Source organism: Micromonospora inyonensis (assembly GCF_900091415.1).
GTDB classification, from domain to species: domain Bacteria; phylum Actinomycetota; class Actinomycetes; order Mycobacteriales; family Micromonosporaceae; genus Micromonospora; species Micromonospora inyonensis.
Window position 1 is genome coordinate 3,107,420 of record NZ_FMHU01000002.1, and the last position, 19,624, is coordinate 3,127,043.

The window sequence follows — 19,624 nt, forward strand, 5'->3', positions numbered from 1 at the left end:
TTCTCCGAGGAAGAGCTGGCGCGGCTGCGGGGGTTCCCGGAGGTCACGCGGGCTGAGTTGATCCGCTACTTCACGCTGACCGGCCCCGACGAGGTGTTCCTGCGGAAGTTCCGGACCCGGCCGCAACGTGCTGGGCGGCCACACGCTGTTTTGGAGCGGCGTTCGCATGGCCGCCCCGCTCCCACTCGCTAGATCAACTCCTTAGAGGTCGCGCGGAATGGTGGGTTGATCGGCGCGCCTGAACGGATGCAGGCACAGAACTGGTGATCATGAAGTTGCTGACGCTCCGTGATCACGGGAGGTTCTGTGCCTGCCATCCCAGCATGGCTGATCGAGCCGTTGTGGGTCCAGTTCGCCGCGCTGCTCCCCGATCGGCCGACCTACCAACCGACACATCCGCTGGGCTGTCACCGCAAGCGGATCGATGACCGCATCGTGTTCGACAAGCTGGTCCAGGTGTTGCGGTTCGGCTGCGCCTACGAGGCGATCGCCGATGCCACCTGTTCGGCCACCACGATCCGCGGCCGCCGTGACGAGTGGATAGAGCTTGGGGTGTTCGCCCAGCTCAAACAGATCGCCCTGGACGCCTACGACCGGCTCGTCGGCCTGGTCCTCGACGACATCGCCGTGGACGGCTGCATCACCAAGGCTCCCGGCGGCGGCGAGGCCGCCGGACGCTCACCGGTCGACCGGGGCAAGCAGGGCATGAAACGCTCGTTGATGGTCGACGGCTACGGCATCCCCCTCGGCCGGGTCCTGGCCGGCGCGAACCGACACGACTCACCCCTGCTCGGCCCCACCCTCGACCACCTCGACGACCTCGGCCCACTACCCCAGGCCATCACGGTGCACCTCGACGCCGGATACGACTCCCAGGTCACCCGCGCCCTGCTGGCCGAGCGCGGCCTGACCGGTGAGATCGCCCACAAGGGCGACAAGGCGCCCATCCAGGCGAGCCAACGGTGGCACGTCGAACGGACGAACAGCTGGCACAACGCGTTCAACCGGCTGCAACGCTGCTACGAACGAACAGAGAAGGTCATCGACGCCTTCTTCGACCTCGCCGACGCGATCATCACCGTCCGCAGCCTCATCCGGCGTGCATGGACCCTCTACCGGTGGAACAACCGACCCGCCCGCCGCCGATGATCAACAACCATTCCGCGCGACCTCTTAACTCAAGATCACTGAAGGGGGTCAGTTTTGACCCGTCGACACAGGGTCATTTTTCACGCGTCGTCGACATGCGGCCGGGGCGGATCCATCGGTTGCGGCGCGGGGTCGGGTTCCGTGCCCACGGCCTCAAGCAGGTAGAGCAGATCGGCCGGGTCCACATCGAGCGAACGGGCTGGGTCCACCTCGTAGGTGGCCCAGTCGCCGAGGTTCCCGCCGTCGCCGGCCCAGTCGCCGAGGATCCCGCCGTCGCTGGCCTGATCGTCGATGCCCGGCTGGCCGAAGTCGGTGGACATCGCCGCACCGTGCCCGTCGGTCACGCCCATGCCGGGTACCGGCCACCCCGGTTCCGCCCACCCCGCCGGCCAGGACGACGCGGTGGGGGCGTCCGGGTCGTCCAACGGCCCGGGCAGCCCTGGCAGACCCGTGCCCGCCGGCGGGGCAGGTGCAGGCCCGGACATCGGCACCGTAGCCCCGTGGTCCAGCCAGGACAGGTCCTCACCCTGCGGGCGGTCCGGTCCGAGGGCAGGGCCCGGCAACGGTGCTTGCCGGGGCTGACCCGGATCGCTCACCCCGTACCGCGCCGCCCCGCGACCGCGACCTTCCCGGACCAGCCGCAGCAGACCACGGTCGCGCAATACCCCGATCCGGGCATGCACCGTCGGCTTCGGTGTGGATGTCGCCTCGGCGAGGTCTGACCCGCTGGCGGTGATGATCCCGTTGTCGTCCATCCGGTCGATCAGGGCGTTCCACAACTGCCGCAGCTGTTCCCGCTGCCGCGTTGTGGTGGCGATGTGGCCGGCGTGCTGGTCGAACAGCGCCCGGGCCCCGCCCGGGTCGCGCAGCCATCGGCTGCCTTCGGGAAGGGCCGGCAGTGGTGCTTGCTGGGGCTGACCCGGATCGCTCACCCCGTACCGCGCCGCCCCGCCACCGCGACCTTCCTGCACCAGATGCAGCAGACCACGGTCGCGCAATGCCCCGATCCGGTTATGCACCGTCTGCTGCAGTGTGAATGTCGCCTCGGCGAGGTCTGACTCGCTGGCGGTGATGATCCCGTTGTCGTCCATCCGGTCGATCAGGGCGTTCCACAACTGCCGCAGCTGTTCCCGCTGCCGTGTTGTGGTGGCGATGTGGCCGGCGTGCTGGTCGAACAGCGCCCGGGCCTCGCCCGGGTCGCGCACCCGCCGGCTGCCCGCAGCTGGTTGGGGTTGGGGTTGGGGTTGGGGTTGGTCGGGTTGCGGCGAGGCGGGCGTGGTGGGTGGCTCGTCGGCCGGGTGATGGAGGGTGTCGCCGGCGTGAACAGTGCCGGCGTCGGTGCGGGCCACCGCTGGAGAGGACGCGAGGTATGGCTGCCAGTCCATGTCCGGCCCCTGGTAGGTGGCCCAGTCGCCGAGGTTCCCGCCGTCGCCGGCCCAGTCGCCGAGGTTCCCGCCGTCGCCGGCCCAGTCGCCGAGGTTCCCGCCGTCGCTGGACTGATCGTCGATGCCCGGCTGGTCGAAGTCGGTGGACATCGCCGCACCGTGCCCGTCGGTCACGCCCATGCCGGGTACCGGCCACCCCGGTTGCGCCCACCCCGCCGGCCAGGACGACGCGGTGGGGGCGTCCGGGTCGTCCAACGGCCCGGGCAGCCCTGGCAGACCCGTGCCCGCCGGCGGGGCAGGTACCAGCCCGGACATCGGCACCGTAGCCCCGGGGTCCAGCCAGGACAGGTCCTCACCCTGCGGGCGGTCCGGTCCGAGGGCAGGGCCCGGCAGCGGTGCTTGCCGGGGCTGACCCGGATCGCTCACCCCGTACCGCGCCGCCCCGCCACCGCGACTTTCCCGGACCAACTGCAGCAGACCACGGTCGCGCAATACCCCGATCCGGGCATGCACCGTCGACTGCGGTGCGGATGTCGCCTCGGCGAGGTCTGACCCGCTGGCGGTGATGATCCCGTTGTCGTCCATACGGTCGATCAGGGCGTTCCACAACTGCCGCAGCTGCTCCCGCTGCCGTGTTGTGGTGGCGATGTGGCCGGCGTGCTGGTCGAACAGCGCCCGGGCCCCGCCCGGGTCGCGCAGCCATCGGCTGCCTTCGGGAAGGGCCGGCAGTGGTGCTTGCCGGGGCTGACCCGGATCGCTCACCCCGTACCGCGCCGCCCCGCCACCGTGACCTTCCTGCACCAGCCGCAGCAGAGCACTGCCGCGCAATACCCCGATCCGGGCATGCACCGTCTGCCGCGGTGTGAATGTCGCCTCGGCGAGGTCTGACCCGCTGGCGGTGATGATCCCGTTGTCGTCCATCCGGTCGATCAGGGCGTTCCACAACTGCCGCAGCTGCTCCCGCTGCCGTGTTGTGGTGGCGATGTGGCCGGCGTGCTGGTCGAACAGCGCCCGGGCCCCGCCCGGGTCGCGCAGCCACTGGCTGCCTTCGGGAAGGGCCGGCAGTGGTGCTTGCCGGGGCTGACCCGGATCGCTCACCCCGTACCGCGCCGCCCCGCCACCGCGACCTTCCTGCACCAGATGCAGCAGAGCACTGCCGCGCAATACCCCGATCCGGGCATGCACCGTCTGCCGCAGTGTGAATGTCGCCTCGGCGAGGTCTGACTCGCTGGCGGTGATGATCCCGTTGTCGTCCATCCGGTCGATCAGGGCGTTCCACAACTGCCGCAGCTGTTCCCGCTGCCGCGTTGTGGTGGCGATGTGGTCGGCGTGCTGGTCGAACAGCGCCCGGGCCCCATCCGGGTCGCGCAGCCATCGGCTGCCTTCGGGAAGGGCCGGCAACGGTGCTTGCTGGGGCTGACCCGGATCGCTCACCCCGTACCGCGCCGCCCCGCCACCGTGACCTTCCTGCACCAGCTGCAGCAGAGCACTGCCGCGCAATGCCCCGATCCGGCGATGCACCGTCGGCTTCGGTGTGGATGTCGCCTCGGCGAGGGCTAGCTCGCTGGCGGTGATGATCCCGTTGTCGTCCATCCGGTCGATCAGGGCGTTCCACAACTGCCGCAGCTGTTCCCGCTGCCGTGTTGTGGTGGCGATGTGGCCGGCGTGCTGGTCGAACAGCGCCCGGGCCCCGCCCGGGTCGCGCACCCGCCGGCTGCCCGCAGCGGGTTGGGGTTGGGGTTGGTCGGGTTGCGGCGAGGCGGGCGTGGTGGGTGGCTCGTCGGCCGGGTGATGGAGGGTGTCGCCGGCGTGAACAGTGCCGGCGTCGGTGCGGGCCACCGCTGGCCAGGACGCGAGGTATGGCTGCCAGTCCATGTCCGGCCCCTGGTAGGTGGCCCAGTCGCCGAGGTTCCCGCCCTCGCCGGCCCAGTCGCCGAGGTTCCCGCCGTCGCTGGCCTGATCGTCGATGCCCGGCTGGTCGAAGTCGGTGGACATCGCCGCACCGTGCCCGTCGGTCACGCCCATGCCGGGTACCGGCCACCCCGGTTCCGCCCACCCCGCCGGCCAGGACGACGCGGTGGGGGCGTCCGGGTCGTCCAACGGCCCGGGCAGCCCTGGCAGACCCGTGCCCGCCGGCGAGGCAGGTACCAGCCCGGACATCGGCGACTGAGGTGCCGGATCCTGCATGCCCGGTCCGGGCGGGAACGACTGAGTCCCTGGGGACTGGCTGGGCTGGTCGCCGTTGGGCGGCGACCATGATGGGCCGGGCGGGGCCTGCGGCCGGGGCGGATCCATCGGTTGCGGCCCGGGGTCGGGTTCCGCGCCCACGGCCTCAAACGGATAGAGCAGATCGGCCGGGTCCACATCAAGCGAACCGGCTGGGTCCACCTCGTAGGTGGCCCAGTCGCCGAGGTTCCCGCCGTCGCTGGCCTGATCGTCGATGCCCGGCTGGTCGAAGTCGGTGGACATCGCCGCACCGTGCCCGTCGGTCACGCCCATGCCGGGTACCGGCCACCCCGGTTCCGCCCACCCCGCCGGCCAGGACGACGCGGTGGGGCGTCCGGGTCGTCCAACGGCCCGGGCAGCCCTGGCAGACCCGTGCCCGCCGGCGAGGCAGGTGCAGGCCCGGACATCGGCAACGTACCCCCGTGGTCCAGCCAGGACAGGTCCTCACCCTGCGGGCGGTCCGGTCCGAGGGCAGGGCCCGGCAACGGCGCTTGCCGGGGCTGACCCGGATCGCTCACCCCGTACCGCGCCGCCCCGCCACCGCGACCTTCCCGGACCAGCTGCAGCAGACCACGGTCGCGCAATACCCCGATCCGGTCATGCACCGTCGGCTGCGGTGCGGATGTCGCCTCGGCGAGGTCTGACCCGCTGGCGGTGATGATCCCGTTGTCGTCCATCCGGTCGATCAGGGCGTTCCACAACTGCCGCAGCTGTTCCCGCTGCGGTGTTGTGGTGGCGATGTGGTCGGCGTGCTGGTCGAACAGCGCCCGGGCCCCGCCCGGGTCGCGCAGCCATCGGCTGCCTTCGGGAAGGGCCGGCAGTGGTGCTTGCCGGGGCTGACCCGGATCGCTCACCCCGTACCGCGCCGCCCCGCCACCGCGACCTTCCTGCACCAGCTGCAGCAGACCACGGTCGCGCAATGCCCCGATCCGGTTATGCACCGTCCGCTGCAGTGTGAATGTCGCCTCGGCGAGGTCTGACTCGCTGGCGGTGATGATCCCGTTGTCGTCCATCCGGTCGATCAGGGCGTTCCACAACTGCCGCAGCTGTTCCCGCTGCCGTGTTGTGGTGGCGATGTGGCCGGCGTGCTGGTCGAACAGCGCCCGGGCCCCGCCCGGGTCGCGCAGCCATCGGCTGCCTTCGGGAAGGGCCGGCAGTGGTGCTTGCCGGGGCTGACCCGGATCGCTCACCCCGTACCGCGCCGCCCCGCCACCGCGACCTTCCTGCACCAGCTGCAGCAGAGCACTGCCGCGCAATACCCCGATCCGGGCATGCACCGTCTGCCGCAGTGTGAATGTCGCCTCGGCGAGGTCTGACTCGCTGGCGGTGATGATCCCGTTGTCGTCCATCCGGTCGATCAGGGCGTTCCACAACTGCCGCAGCTGTTCCCGCTGCCGTGTTGTGGTGGCGATGTGGCCGGCGTGCTGGTCGAACAGCGCCCGGGCCTCGCCCGGGTCGCGCACCCGCCGGCTGCCCGCAGCTGGTTGGGGTTGGGTTGGGGTTGGTCGGGGTGCGGCGAGGCGGGCGTGGTGGGTGGCTCGTCGGCCGGGTGATGGAGGGTGTCGCCGGCGTGAACAGTGCCGGCGTCGGTGCGGGCCACCGCCGGCCAGGACGACGCGGTGGGGGCGTCCGGGTCGTCCAACGGCCTGGGCAGCCCTGGCAGACCCGTGCCCGCCGGCGGGGCAGGTACCAGCCCGGACATCGGCGACTGAGGTGCCGGATCCTGCATGCCCGGTCCGGGCGGGAACGACTGAGTCCCTGGGGACTGGCTGGGCTGGTCGCCGTTGGGCGGCGACCATGATGTCGGGCCGGGCGGGGCCTGCGGCCGGGGCGGATCCATCGGTTGCGGCGCGGGGTCGGGTTCCGTGCCCACGGCCTCAAACGGATAGAGCAGATCGGCCGGGTCCACATCGAGCGAACGGGCTGGGTCCACCTCGTAGGTGGCCCAGTCGCCGAGGTTCCCGCCCTCGCCGGCCCAGTCGCCGAGGTTCCCGCCGTCGCTGGCCTGATCGTCGATGCCCGGCTGGTCGAAGTCGGTGGACATCGCCGCACCGTGCCCGTCGGTCACGCCCATGCCGGGTACCGGCCACCCCGGTTCCGCCCACCCCGCCGGCCAGGACGACGCGGTGGGGGCGTCCGGGTCGTCCAACGGCCCGGGCAGCCCTGGCAGACCCGTACCCGCCGGCGGGGCAGGTGCAGGCCCGGACATCGGCACCGTAGCCCCGTGGTCCAGCCAGGACAGGTCCTCACCCTGCGGGCGGTCCGGTCCGAGGGCAGGGCCCGGCAACGGCGCTTGCCGGGGCTGACCCGGATCGCTCACCCCGTACCGCGCCGCCACGCGACCGCGACCTTCCCGGACCCGCTGCAGCAGACCACGGTCGCGCAATACCCCGATCCGGTCATGCACCGTCTGCTGCGGTGCGGATGTCGCCTCGACGAGGTCTGACCCGCTGGCGGTGATGATCCCGTCGTCGTCCATCCGGTCGATCAGGGCGTTCCACAACTGCCGCAGCTGTTCCCGCTGCCGCGTTGTGGTGGCGATGTGGCCGGCGTGCTGGTCGAACAGCGCCCGGGCCCCGCCCGGGTCGCGCAGCCACTGGCCGCCTTCGGGAAGGGCCGGCAACGGTGCTTGCCGGGGCTGACCCGGATCGCTCACCCCGTACCGCGCCGCCCCGCCACCGCGACCTTCCTGCACCAGATGCAGCAGACCACGGTCGCGCAACGCCCCGATCCGGTCATGCACCGTCCGCCGCAGTGTGAATGTCGCCTCGGCGAGGTCTGACCCGCTGGCGGTGATGATCCCGTTGTCGTCCATCCGGTCGATCAGGGCGTTCCACAACTGCCGCAGCTGTTCCCGCTGCCGTGTTGTGGTGGCGATGTGGCCGGCGTGCTGGTCGAACAGCGCCCGGGCCCCGCCCGGGTCGCGCAGCCATCGGCTGCCTTCGGGAGGGGCCGGCAGTGGTGCTTGCTGGGGCTGACCCGGATCGCTCACCCCGTACCGCGCCGCCCCGCCACCGCGACCTTCCTGCACCAGATGCAGCAGAGCACTGCCGCGCAATACCCCGATCCGGTCATGCACCGTCCGCTGCGGTGTGAATGTCGCCTCGGCGAGGTCTGACCCGCTGGCGGTGATGATCCCGTTGTCGTCCATCCGGTCGATCAGGGCGTTCCACAACTGCCGCAGCTGTTCCCGCTGCCGTGTTGTGGTGGCGATGTGGCCGGCGTGCTGGTCGAACAGCGCCCGGGCCCCGCCCGGGTCGCGCACCCACTGGCTGCCCGCGGGAAGGGCCGGCAACGGTGCTTGCTGGGGCTGACCCGGATCGCTCACCCCGTACCGCGCCGCCCCGCCACCGCGACCTTCCTGCACCAGCTGCAGCAGACCACGGTCGCGCAATACCCCGATCCGGTCATGCACCGTCGGCCGCAGTGTGAATGTCGCCTCGGCGAGGGCTGACCCGCTGGCGGTGATGATCCCGTCGTCGTCCATCCGGTCGATCAGGGCGTTCCACAACTGCCGCAGCTGTTCCCGCTGCCGTGTTGTGGTGGCGATGTGGTCGGCGTGCTGGTCGAACAGCGCCCGGGCCCCGCCCGGGTCGCGCACCCATCGGCTGCCCGCGGGAAGGGCCGGCAACGGTGCTTGCCGGGGCTGACCCGGATCGCTCACCCCGTACCGCGCCGCCCCGCCACCGCGACCTTCTCGGACCCGCTGCAGCAGACCACGGTCGCGCAATGCCCCGATCCGGTCATGCACCGTCGGCTGCGGCGCGGATGTCGCCTCGGCGAGGACTGACCCGCTGGCGGTGATGATCCCGTTGTCGTCCATCCGGTCGATCAGGGCGTTCCACAACTGCCGCAGCTGTTCCCGCTGCCGTGTTGTGGTGGCGATGTGGCCGGCGTGCTGGTCGAACAGCGCCCGGGCCTCGCCCGGGTCGCGCACCCACCGGCTGCCCGCAGCGGGTTGGGGTTGGGGTTGGGGTTGGTCGGGTTGCGGCGAGGCGGGCGTGGTGGGTGGCTCGTCGGCCGGGTGATGGAGGGTGTCGCCGGCGTGAACAGTGCCGGCGTCGGTGCGGGCCACCGCTGGCCAGGACGCGAGGTATGGCTGCCAGTCCATGTCCGGCCCCGGGTAGGTGGCCCAGTCGCCGAGGTTCCCGCCCTCGCCGGCCCAGTCGCCGAGGTTCCCGCCGTCGCCGGCCCAGTCGCCGAGGTTCCCGCCGTCGCTGGCCTGATCGTCGATGCCCGGCTGGTCGAAGTCGGTGGACATCGCCGCACCGTGCCCGTCGGTCACGCCCATGCCGGGTACCGGCCACCCCGGTTCCGCCCACCCCGCCGGCCAGGACGACGCGGTGGGGGCGTACGGGTCGTCCAACGGCCCGGGCAGCCCTGGCAGACCCGTGCCCGCCGGCGGGGCAGGTACCAGCCCGGACATCGGCAACATACCCCAGTCGTCCAGCCAGGACAGGTCCTCACCCTGCGGGTGGTCCGGTCCGAGGGCAGGGCCCGGCACCGGCAACTGCGCCCCTGGATCCCGCGACGGGCCCCACACCCACTGGGCGGCGGACACCGGGCCAGGACCAGACGGGTCGCCGCCTTCCGCTGGATCGGGCGACTGCCCGCCTGAGGTGTTGCCGGCCCACCGGTGCCGGCCGCCAGCGGCGACGAAGTCCTCCTGATCCGGCCAGCGCACGCCGGGTTCCTGACCGTTCTCGACGATGTCCGCGGTCCGTACCGCCTCCACCAGATCCGGCCCGAACAACTCCACCGAACCATCCGAGAACAACACGGACCGCACCGGCTCGTCCACGTGTGGCCGCAGCTCGCCGGGTATCTGGTCCACCTCGTGCGTGGACGACATCAGCCGCCGGGCACGGAGCTGGGTGCGCAACCATCCACCGAAGGAGGTGGCCTGCCCCGGTCCCCGCCATGCCGCGTCGCACCAGACCAGCATGATGTCAGGTATGCCGCCGCCGCGCTGTCGCGCCTGCGCGACGGCGTGTTGCCAGGCGGGCGAGGCGGTGATCATCCGGAGGAACAAGGCCTGACGCACCGGATCGTCGGCCAGCCGCTCGGCCAGGTTCCGGTGCCCGGCGATGGTGAACCATCCCTCCACCGACGGCAGCGCCTGCGCCGCCGTGCGATCCGCCGCCGCGTCCAGATCCGCCGCTGCCGGGTCGGCGAAGTACACGCCGCTGAACGTGTCCGCCATGACGACATCCCTGGACACCTCGAACAGTTGGGGCAGGACCCCGTCCGGCGACGCCGCCTGGATACCGAGGTCCGCAGCGAGCCGGCGCAGCTGAGCGTCGCTGGCACGGCCGTAGCCGCCGCTGGCGAGATCGTGGATTCGTTCCACGGCCGGCCCAGTCGCCGCGACGGCCCGCTCGCCGAGACCGCCAGAGTCGGCACTGATCGACTCGTCCAGCAACGACACATCACTGATCGAACCCGAGTCCCTGAAACCGGTCGAATCCGTGTCCCGGGAGCCGAGATCGGGGCTGAACACTCCACCGCTTGCAATAGACACGTCACTGACCGACGCCGTATCACCGACGCTGTCGACGTCGACGATCGACATGCCACCGACACGGGAGCCGGCACCACCCGGCACCGTACCGAGGGCCCCGACCACATCCGCCGTCCCGGGCGTCACGCTCCCGCCGGCCGAGGCGAGCACCTTGTGGTACCCGTCCACCCACTCCCGCTGGAACGAGGTGACCAACGCCGCATGACCGGCCGGATCGACACCGTAGCGGCGGGCCAACGCGGTGAACTGGGCCTGCGCCAGACCAGCCGCCGCCGCGGTGTGCCGCTCGGACATCACCGGCACCGCCGGCCCGCCGACACGCCCGCCTTCCTCGACATCGACCGTAGCCACACCGGCGGCCGCCCCGGTGACACCGGGGACCGTCACGGCCGAGAAACGGGCGGACAGGTCGGTAACCGCCTGCCGGACCACCCTCCCCACGGCACTGACCTGCCCGGCGTCGGGACCGGCCACCACACCCGGCAGCACGGCAGGGGCACCGAGGATCACATCGACCCCACGGTCCACCTGGCTCCACACGCCGCCCTCGACCGCCCTGAGCACGCCAGCGGACGGCACCACCGCCCCAGCGCCCCCCGACACGCCAGCGCCTGTCGGCACGCCAGCGCCTGTCGGCACGCCAGCGCCTGTCGGCGTGCCGGTGCCTGTGGGTAGGCCGGCGGCGAGGTACTGGTCGATGTGGTGTTGAACGGCCAGGTGCGCGAGCGAGCGCAGCGCCTGCCGGTCGAACTCCGCCGGCAGCCCGGCGATCACCTGCCGCGCCCGCACCTCGGCCGGGATCCGCCCACCGGAGAACGCCAACGCCTCGACCACCCGGGCCACCGCCCGCTGCCGGACACCCGTCAGATACCCCTCGGTCAACGCGGCAGCGGGCAGACCGACCGCGGACAGGAAAGCCGCAACAGCCCGATCACCCCGCCGGGCGTCGACCCACCCGGCGAACACCCGCTCAACCGACACGGGAAGCGCGGCCAGGAACTGCCGCGCCTGCCCCATCCCGGCCAGCAGTCCACCATAGTGGTCCACCAGTTCCCGCTGGAACCGCTGCCACTGCTCCACCACCAGCGCACCAGCGGCCGCTACCCACTCCGGCACCGGCACCAGCGGCACCGAGAAGCTCGGCACGGACCACGCCGGCACCGGCAGGTCCGGGGCCGACCACGCCGGCGCGGACAGGTCCGGTGCCGACAGGGTCGGTGCCGGCACCGGCGGGACGGGCACCGGGCCCGGCCCGCCAGAGCCCGCACCCGCCGGATCGTCGACCTCCGGCTGATACGTGGACGGTGCCGGAGTGACCGGAGCGACCGGCCTGCCGTCGGCGGTGAAACCGGTACCGGCGGGCATGTTCCACCGGGGCCGGGTCGGATTGAACCCCAAACCGACAGCCACGCGACGCGCAGCGGCCCCGGCCCCGGACGCGCCCAGCTCACCCGACCCCGACAACGCCCCGGAAATCACGGCCATACCGAGACCACTGGGGTCGTAGGTCCCGTCGACGATGTAGCTGGCGGCGATGTCGCCGACCACCTCCAGGCCGATCTCCGACACCGGCACCATCATCAGGCTGGTCAGCAGGTTACGCGTGGTATCCGACACTTCGAACTTCGCCAGAGCACCACCCACGACCCCGGCGAACCGGGCCAACGCCGGCCCGGCCGCCGTGGTGACACCCGCCACCGCCAACCCGTACAACGCCTGCTTACCGACCTGCGCCCAGTCGACCCCCGGCACCAGACCATCAGCCAGCATGCTGATCTGCGCCAACAACGACGACCCCGGCATGAACAACATCTGGATCGCCGTGCTGCTCGCCGCCGCCCGCACCATCGACGACCGCAGGATCGTCTGGATGATCGTCCGGGTCTTCACGATGTGCGCCGCCGCCTCCACCGGCAGGACAAACGCCATCGCGAACGCGACCGCCAACTCCGTCATCATGAAGATGAACATGACCAGCGCCTGACGATCCGTCAGCTCCATCTGGTTCAGGAAGCCCCGCATCGCCTGAGCCGCGTTCACCTTCAGATCGGCGACCCCGTCCAACAACTCCACGAACGGAGCGGTCTGCGCCACGAACCGGTCGAAGACCTCACCCTCCCCCGCCGCCCCAACCACCTTGATCACCTGGGCCAGCTCCGGAACCAACAGGGTCCGCACCCGATCCGCCAGCACCTCCAACGCGTTCAGGTCGTACGCCAACACCGGCAGATTCGACCGGTGCAACCGCATCCCGGTGAACGCCTCCAGGGCCTGCTTCGACGACTCACTGAGACCCACGGAAGGAACAGCAGCCTCCGCCACCGCCAACGCCCCCTCCCCACCCCCACCAGGGGCACTCAATGCCAATCACCCAGCAGCGCACCAACGCCTCGGCCGTCGGCCATCTCGTTCCCACGCGAAGCAGCCCCGCGCACCGCCACTCATGTCCGCAACCAGCTCGGAACCGATGGCCTCCGTTTCACCCAGACACAACGACAGAGGCCCACCGCCTCGCCCTGAAATCCAGGGCCGCACACACCTCGACCAACAGCTCCTCATCACTCAACGCGCTCATCCCACCACCCCCCCGTTACCCCACGACTGAATCCTGGCAGTGGGTTCACCACCCGGGACTGCGTAGGATTTCGGCCCTGTCTCACATTCGGTGGTGACGGAGAGTCGTGGGGGTCGTTGACACTGGCGTGAAGGATGTCGATGAGCTTGCACGGACGGTGTTTTCGGGTCTTTCTCCGCTGGTCGTAGCGGACGTGGCGACGAGGGCGAGCGGATCGTGGTGCGGGGTCGCCGCGATGACGGACGCTGCTCCCCGCGCATGCGGGGGTGATCCCAGCGCACACCTGTCCGTGGTCGGGATGTCCGGCTGCTCCCCGCGCATGCGGGGGTGATCCCGTGTTGCGGGTGGCCGGGCCTCGGCCGGGTAACTGCTCCCTGCGGATCAGGCCGCTGCCGCTGGCCGCCCCGGCGTCATGGCGAACGACTCGGTCAGTCCGATCCGCGGGGACGCCGCGTCCACAAGGTCGACCTGTTCGCCGGGTTGGGCCGGGATGAGGCGAGGCAGCGCGCTGTACAGGGTGCTGCGCGAGACGCCGAGCAGCTTGGCGATCGAGGTCATCGTGCGGTTCGGCTCGGCGAGCAGTTGCAGCGCGTACGCGACCTTCTCCGGGGTCATCGCCGGCGGCCGGCCGAGGCGTTGCCCCCGGGCACGAGCGGCGGCCAGGCCCTCGTTGGTGTTGGCCACGATGATGGTGCGCAGGAACTCGGCCAGCGCGGCGAAGACGTGGAAGACGAACATCCCGCCAGCGGTGGTGGTGTCGAGCTTCTCGTGTAGGGACTGGAATCCGACGCCGTGGCGCTTGAGCCGGCCGACGATGCCGATCAGGTCTTCCAGCGAGCGGCCGAGTCGGTCGAGCGAGACGACGGTGAGCACGTCGCCGGGGCGGATGTACTCGAACATTTTGGCTAGCTCGGGCCGGTCGGTGTTCTTCCCAGAGGCCTTGTCGAAGAAGCACTTGGCGCAGCCGGCCGCAATCAATGCGGCTTGCTGGCGGGCGAGATTCTGCTCCCGGGTGGAGACTCGCCCGTAGCCGACGAGCATGCCTGCGAGCGGCGTCGGGGTGAGCAGGTCGTCCTCGGCGGGCGCGGGGGTGACGGTCACGCCGTCCAGCGTGCCCAACAAACCCGTTGTCGCATTGTTGGACACGCCGACTTCTCGGACGGGTTTTTCGGACGCGATCTACTTTGTCTCAGTGACCATCTTGATCTTGTCCGGAAAACGATCGTTTCTCAAACAAGATCAGAAACCCGAAGGACGAGGTCGAAATGCAGCACGCGCAATGGCTTGCGATCATCGCAAACAAGTGCGCAGAATGTAGGCATGCCCCGGCGAGACATCTTCACCGACGTGGCCGCGATCCTCTACCCGATCCCGCAACCCGACCCCGGCGAGGAGCACGACGACGGCTTTCTCGCGGCGCGGGACGAAGCTGCAAAGGACCAAGAACGTGCTGCCGAGAACCTGCGGGCCGCGTGGGACGGAGGCGACCAGGACCCGCTGATCGGCGCGCTGGCCGGTGCCCGCCGCGCGAAGGAGAAAGCCGAGCAGCGGATCCGCGAGCTGATCGCCTACGGCCGCGAGTTCGTCCAACCCCGCCCCTACACGCTGGGCGACCTGGCCGCAGCCGCCGGCATGTCCATCTCCGGTGTACGCACCGCTTACAACCACCGCGACGTCGCCCAGGTCGCCGAGGCCACCGGCACCAAGCCCCGAGAGTGGCGAGCCCCCCATCCCGAGGACGAGCAGGCAACGGCATGAGTTGCCCTGTGTCAAGCCGCCACTTGATGATCTTGTTTGAGCAGGTGTTGGAGGGCTCGGTGGCGGTCCGGGTCGTAGGGGGTGTTGGTGGTCCAGCACTTCCAGATGATGTCCAGCCAGGCGCGGGCCAGGATACGGACCGCGTGGGGATGGTCGTGGCCGCGGGCTCGGGCTCGTTGGTAGAGGTCGGCGGCCCAGGGGTTGGCGTGGCGGCTGTCACCGGCAAAGTCGCAGACGGCGTCGCGCAGTTGTTTGTCCACGGCCCAGCGGAAGGTCACGATGCGGACTTTGCCGGATTCGCGGGTCGAGGGTGCGACGCCGGCGAGGCAGGCCAGGGACGCCGGGGTGGGGAACCGGCCGCGGGCGTCGCCGATCTCGGCGAGCAGCCGGGCGGCGCGGACGGTGCCGGAGCGGGGCAGGCTGGTGAAGATGTCCCGGTCGGGGTGCAGGTCGAGGGCTTCGGTGATCTGCTGGTTCAGGGCGTCGATCTGGGCCACGATGGCGGCCAGGGTGGCGAGGTAGGCGCGGGTGATGCCGGCCAGGGTCTGTCCGTAGTTTCCGGTGGCGCCGCGAGGCGCGGCGTCGATGCGGGCGTGCAGCACGGCTGGGTCGGTGCGGCCGCAGTAGCTCGCGCTCTTCAGCCAGGCGGCCAGGCGCTTGGGCGACAGCCAGTCCAGGGCATCCTGGGTGGTGAACCGGGTCAGGAACTGCCGGCTGATCGACGAGTCGATCTCGTTGAACAGCTCGACAGTGGCCGGCAGCGTCGTGGCCAGGTGGGCGCGCAGCTGGTTGGCGACCGCGATGCGGTGGGCGACCAGGTCTTTGCGAGCGCGGCACAGCTTGCGCAGCCCGGTGGTTGTCTCGCTGTCCAGCACGAGCGGGGTCAGCCGGCGCCGGTCGGTGCGGACGGTGTCGGCCAGGACGTAGGCGTCAAACCGGTCGTCCTTGTTCCCGGCCGAGCCGTACCGTCGGCGCAGTGCCTTGACCTGCGAGGGTGGGATCACGTACACGGTCGTGTCGGCGGCCAGCAACGCATCTACGATCGGCCCGTCCGGGCGTTCGATGCCGACCGCGTCCACCCGATGCCGGTCAAGCAGGTCGATCAGCCGTCTCAGGCCGGTCCTGGTGTATTTCAGCGCCAGCCGCTCCAGCGGCTCACCGTCGGCGTCGACCACGCAGACCGCGTAGTCGTCCTTGGCCCAGTCCACCCCGGCCGAGTTGCCTCGCGCCGGCACGGCGGTGTCGGTCACACTCATAGTTGCCTCTCCGCTGCGCTACCAGTGGGGAAGCACCTGGCGGTTCCGGGACACCACTGCCGGTCGCTCATTGAGCGGCGCTCGATGGCGCATAGCCCTGTTGCCAGTCGGGGTGTCCCGGGCCGCCGGGCCTCGCAGAACTCATGCTGGACCTCGAAGGTCGAGCGAGCTGGGCGATGGCCCGACGGTCACCGGTGCACTCGAACCAACCTCAGCTCGAGTGAGACAAGGGTGCACCAATGAGCACGGCGGCCTGCCTCTGCCCAATCCGCTGGCAGCGCCTCTACGCCATGATCGAAGGCACTCGCTACGAGGTGGAACCAGTACTCGGCGCCGCAGCCAGCGCACCAGGCCCGAAACAGTCGATCGGCCATGCTCGGGATGCACGCCTTGATCCCGCGCGCGGAGGTGACCCCGGTTGCCCTTGCTGGTGTACGCCTTGTCCGCGAGGACCAGGTCCGGGCGAGTCCGCGGCCGGCCACCGCCCACCCGCTTCACGCGGATCTTGCGTAGGACCGGGATGAACTCCGGGCTGTCACCGCGCTGCCCGCCGGTGATCACCATCGCCAGGGGTTTGCGGCCCTGCTCACAAGCCAGATGCGTCTTGGTGGTCAACCCGCCCCTCGATCGGCCCAGCCCATGATCAGCGGGCTCGGTCTGCAACCCGCCCGGCGGCTCCTTCTGCGCGTGACCGTCGCGACGGGGACCGGCCGCGTGCTGGTGCGCTCGGCTGACCGTCGAGTCGACGCTCACGGTCCAGCCGATCCTCCCGGCGGCGTCGCCGTCAGCTTGCAACTCGGCCAGGATGTCCGCCCAGGTGCCGTCGCGCTGCCAGCGCCGGAACCACTCGTACAGAATCTGCCCGGGCGGATACGCCTCGGGCACGTCGCGCCACGGCGTACCCGTACGTACTCGCCACCGAATCCCGTCGATCATCTGCCGTTTGGTCCATTTGGGCGGACGTCCTCTGCCCGAGCTGGCAGGCAGAGCAGGCTCAAGCGCCGCTCACTGCGCGTCGGTGAGGTCGTGCCGCCTCGTCGCCGCTACGCTGGGCATGAGGTCTCCGGTCGGTCTCGGTTTGCTTGGTCGCTAACCGATCTACCGGAGACCTCAACCTTTACCGATCACCGCCACGCCGGAGCCTCACCAACCGCTGCCCCTTACCAAACACTGCCTAACCCGCACGGCCGGATCTCCGTACCGTTTACCTGGCCGGCGCCGGTGCAGCGAGCACCCACGCCAGGGCGGCGGCAGCGGCCGACGCCTTGTGCCGGGCTTGCTGGCGGACGAGGGACAGCGGCCCGTCGAGCACGTCGGACTCGACCTCCTGGCCGCGCACAGCGGGGAGGTCGTGCAGGAACACCGCGTCGGTTGCGCCCGAGAAACTCGCCATCGTCGCCCGGGTGATGCGGAACGGGGCGAATCGCTGCTCCCAGCCGGGGTCGCCGTGCGGCACCCCCATCGACTGCCACCGCGTCGTGTAGACCGCGTCCACCGGATCGGGCCGCCGAGGCAGCTGGTGGCGCTGCCGGATCGGGTCGCCATCGGGCCGCCGCGCGTTCAGCGCCTCCAGTTCCTCCGGCGGGAAGCCATTGTCCTCCGGGCAGTAGACATCGAGGCGCATCCCCGGTGTCCCGATCACCAGGTGGGCCAACGAACGGGCGGTGTTGTTGGCCGCTCCCAGGTAGGCGAGGTGCAGGCCCGTCGTCCGACCGAAGTAGTCTAAGAGGTCGCGCGGAATGGTTGTTGATCATCGGCGGCGGGCGGGTCGGTTGTTCCACCGGTAGAGGGTCCATGCACGCCGGATGAGGCTGCGGACGGTGATGATCGCGTCGGCGAGGTCGAAGAAGGCGTCGATGACCTTCTCTGTTCGTTCGTAGCAGCGTTGCAGCCGGTTGAACGCGTTGTGCCAGCTGTTCGTCCGTTCGACGTGCCACCGTTGGCTCGCCTGGATGGGCGCCTTGTCGCCCTTGTGGGCGATCTCACCGGTCAGGCCGCGCTCGGCCAGCAGGGCGCGGGTGACCTGGGAGTCGTATCCGGCGTCGAGGTGCACCGTGATGGCCTGGGGTAGTGGGCCGAGGTCGTCGAGGTGGTCGAGGGTGGGGCCGAGCAGGGGTGAGTCGTGTCGGTTCGCGCCGGCCAGGACCCGGCCGAGGGGGATGCCGTAGCCGTCGACCATCAACGAGCGTTTCATGCCCTGCTTGCCCCGGTCGACCGGTGAGCGTCCGGCGGCCTCGCCGCCGCCGGGAGCCTTGGTGATGCAGCCGTCCACGGCGATGTCGTCGAGGACCAGGCCGACGAGCCGGTCGTAGGCGTCCAGGGCGATCTGTTTGAGCTGGGCGAACACCCCAAGCTCTATCCACTCGTCACGGCGGCCGCGGATCGTGGTGGCCGAACAGGTGGCATCGGCGATCGCCTCGTAGGCGCAGCCGAACCGCAACACCTGGACCAGCTTGTCGAACACGATGCGGTCATCGATCCGCTTGCGGTGACAGCCCAGCGGATGTGTCGGTTGGTAGGTCGGCCGATCGGGGAGCAGCGCGGCGAACTGGACCCACAACGGCTCGATCAGCCATGCTGGGATGGCAGGCACAGAACCTCCCGTGATCACGGAGCGTCAGCAACTTCATGATCACCAGTTCTGTGTCTGCATCCGTTCAGGCGCGCCGATCAACCCACCATTCCGCGCGACCTCTTAGAGTGGTAGTAGCCGGCGGCGCCCAGGGTGGTGGCCAGCAGCAGCCCGGCGTAGAGCAACAGCTGCCAGGGCTGCCGGTCGAGCACGCTCAGGACGAACAACATGATCGCGACGAGGCACACCCCGGTCACCACGTACAGCTGCAACCCCGACGGGGCGGCCAGTACCTCCCGACCGCGCTGCACGAAGAAGACGCCGAAGTCGAACGACGAGCCCCAGCCGGCTTCCTGGATGTGGAACCACCCGTCCGCCCGACCGGTCTGCCGACCGACCCAGGCGAGGTAGCCCAGCCAGCCCAGCGGCGCCAGCGCCCCGGCCGCCCAGGGGCGCCAGCCGTCCCGGCGGCGGACGACCGCCACGAGGGCCGCCAAACCCACCACCGCGATCAGGGCGGAGGCGGTCGGCCGGGCCAGTCCGGCGAGGAGGCAGAGCGCTCCGGCGGTCAGCCACCGCTCCCGGAGCAGGGCGTAGAGGGTCCACGCGGCGAGCGCGGTGAACAGGCCCTCGCTGTAGGACATCGACTCCACCACAGCATGCGGCAGCACTCCCCAGAGCACGGCGAGCAGCACGCCGACCGACCGCCCGTGCAGGTGGTTGCCGAGCGCGAAGAGCCCCCACGCGGCGGCCAGCGACGCGGCGCTGCCGACCAGCAGCGCCGTCTCCCGCAGGCCGAACGGGGAGACCACGTCGGCGACCGCGACCAGGCCCGGGTAGAGCGGGAAGAACGCCATGTCGCTCTGCACCCGGGCGTACCCGTCGTAGCCGACCCGGGCGATGGAGAGGTAGTAGAGGCCGTCGTTCTTGCTCAGCACCGAGGCCGGGCTCTCCCCGGCGTTGCGGGCCCAGACGTAGACGACCAGCACCCCGAAGACCCGAACCGCGGTGTACGCGGCGAGGGCGGGCAGTGCGTGGCGTACGACGGCGACCAGCCGTCGGCCGAGCACGGTACGGCTGCCGGGGCCGGCCGCGGACGTGTCGGCGTCCCGGCCCGGTCGGGGGCGTTCCTCGGTCGTCACCACGTCGATTATCGCGTCCTGTCTGTGTCGAGCGGGGAAC

11 protein-coding genes are annotated in these 19,624 nt (G+C 70.7%); 2 read left to right on the forward strand and 9 right to left on the reverse strand.

Going from position 1 to position 19,624, the window contains the following annotated elements; all coding sequences use genetic code 11:
- Nucleotides 1–306 precede the first annotated feature (306 nt).
- Nucleotides 307–1,149, forward strand: coding sequence for an IS5 family transposase (locus tag GA0074694_RS28135; RefSeq protein ID WP_091453604.1), 843 nt, complete (start codon nucleotides 307–309; stop codon nucleotides 1,147–1,149).
- An 80-nt stretch (nucleotides 1,150–1,229) separates the two neighbouring features.
- Here the strand turns inward: GA0074694_RS28135 and GA0074694_RS28140 are convergent, their stop codons facing one another.
- The 4 genes from GA0074694_RS28140 to GA0074694_RS28155 form a co-directional block, all read right to left on the reverse strand.
- Nucleotides 1,230–5,033: a hypothetical protein gene (locus tag GA0074694_RS28140; protein WP_091462955.1), complete on the reverse strand. Its 3,804-nt coding sequence runs from the start codon at nucleotides 5,031–5,033 to the stop codon at nucleotides 1,230–1,232.
- Nucleotides 5,024–6,223 (reverse strand): hypothetical protein, encoded by a 1,200-nt coding sequence (locus GA0074694_RS28145; RefSeq protein ID WP_091462956.1) that lies wholly within the window; start codon nucleotides 6,221–6,223, stop codon nucleotides 5,024–5,026. Before GA0074694_RS28145 ends, GA0074694_RS28140 begins: the two co-directional genes overlap by 10 nt.
- Nucleotides 6,118–12,579 (reverse strand): winged helix-turn-helix domain-containing protein, encoded by a 6,462-nt coding sequence (locus GA0074694_RS28150; protein WP_091462957.1) that lies wholly within the window; start codon nucleotides 12,577–12,579, stop codon nucleotides 6,118–6,120. The genes GA0074694_RS28145 and GA0074694_RS28150 overlap by 106 nt, the downstream gene beginning before the upstream one ends.
- 658 nt (nucleotides 12,580–13,237) lie before the next feature.
- On the reverse strand, nucleotides 13,238–13,957 hold the full coding sequence (locus GA0074694_RS28155) for a recombinase family protein (protein ID WP_425413646.1): 720 nt from the start codon (nucleotides 13,955–13,957) through the stop codon (nucleotides 13,238–13,240).
- A gap of 219 nt (nucleotides 13,958–14,176) precedes the next feature.
- On the opposite strand from GA0074694_RS28155, the gene GA0074694_RS28160 reads away from it, so the two are divergent.
- A complete protein-coding gene (locus tag GA0074694_RS28160; protein ID WP_091462958.1) occupies nucleotides 14,177–14,614 on the forward strand; it encodes a hypothetical protein in 438 nt (145 codons plus the stop codon).
- An 11-nt stretch (nucleotides 14,615–14,625) separates the two neighbouring features.
- Here the strand turns inward: GA0074694_RS28160 and GA0074694_RS28165 are convergent, their stop codons facing one another.
- From GA0074694_RS28165 to GA0074694_RS28185, 5 genes are all read right to left on the reverse strand, one after another.
- Nucleotides 14,626–15,870: an IS110 family RNA-guided transposase gene (locus GA0074694_RS28165; protein WP_091461346.1), complete on the reverse strand. Its 1,245-nt coding sequence runs from the start codon at nucleotides 15,868–15,870 to the stop codon at nucleotides 14,626–14,628.
- Nucleotides 15,871–16,011: 141 nt separating this feature from the next.
- Entirely contained in the window at nucleotides 16,012–16,857 is an 846-nt protein-coding gene (locus GA0074694_RS28170) for an IS5 family transposase (protein WP_425413672.1), read from the reverse strand.
- 217 nt (nucleotides 16,858–17,074) lie between these two features.
- Nucleotides 17,075–17,611 (reverse strand): hypothetical protein, encoded by a 537-nt coding sequence (locus GA0074694_RS28175; protein WP_091462959.1) that lies wholly within the window; start codon nucleotides 17,609–17,611, stop codon nucleotides 17,075–17,077.
- 9 nt (nucleotides 17,612–17,620) lie between these two features.
- Nucleotides 17,621–18,463, reverse strand: a complete 843-nt coding sequence (locus GA0074694_RS28180) for an IS5 family transposase (protein ID WP_091453604.1) — start codon at nucleotides 18,461–18,463, stop codon at nucleotides 17,621–17,623.
- 77 nt (nucleotides 18,464–18,540) lie between these two features.
- Nucleotides 18,541–19,584, reverse strand: a complete 1,044-nt coding sequence (locus tag GA0074694_RS28185; RefSeq protein ID WP_141714295.1) for a type VI secretion system membrane subunit TssM — start codon at nucleotides 19,582–19,584, stop codon at nucleotides 18,541–18,543.
- Between the last annotated feature and the right edge of the window lie 40 nt (nucleotides 19,585–19,624).

Excerpts from the sequence above, each read along its gene's own strand:
- GA0074694_RS28140 (WP_091462955.1), bottom strand. The coding sequence starts at position 5,033 with ATGGGCGTGACCGACGGGCACGGTGCGGCGATGTCCACCGACTTCGAC.
- GA0074694_RS28160 (WP_091462958.1), top strand. The coding sequence starts at position 14,177 with ATGCCCCGGCGAGACATCTTCACCGACGTGGCCGCGATCCTCTACCCG.
- GA0074694_RS28165 (WP_091461346.1), bottom strand. The coding sequence starts at position 15,870 with ATGAGTGTGACCGACACCGCCGTGCCGGCGCGAGGCAACTCGGCCGGG.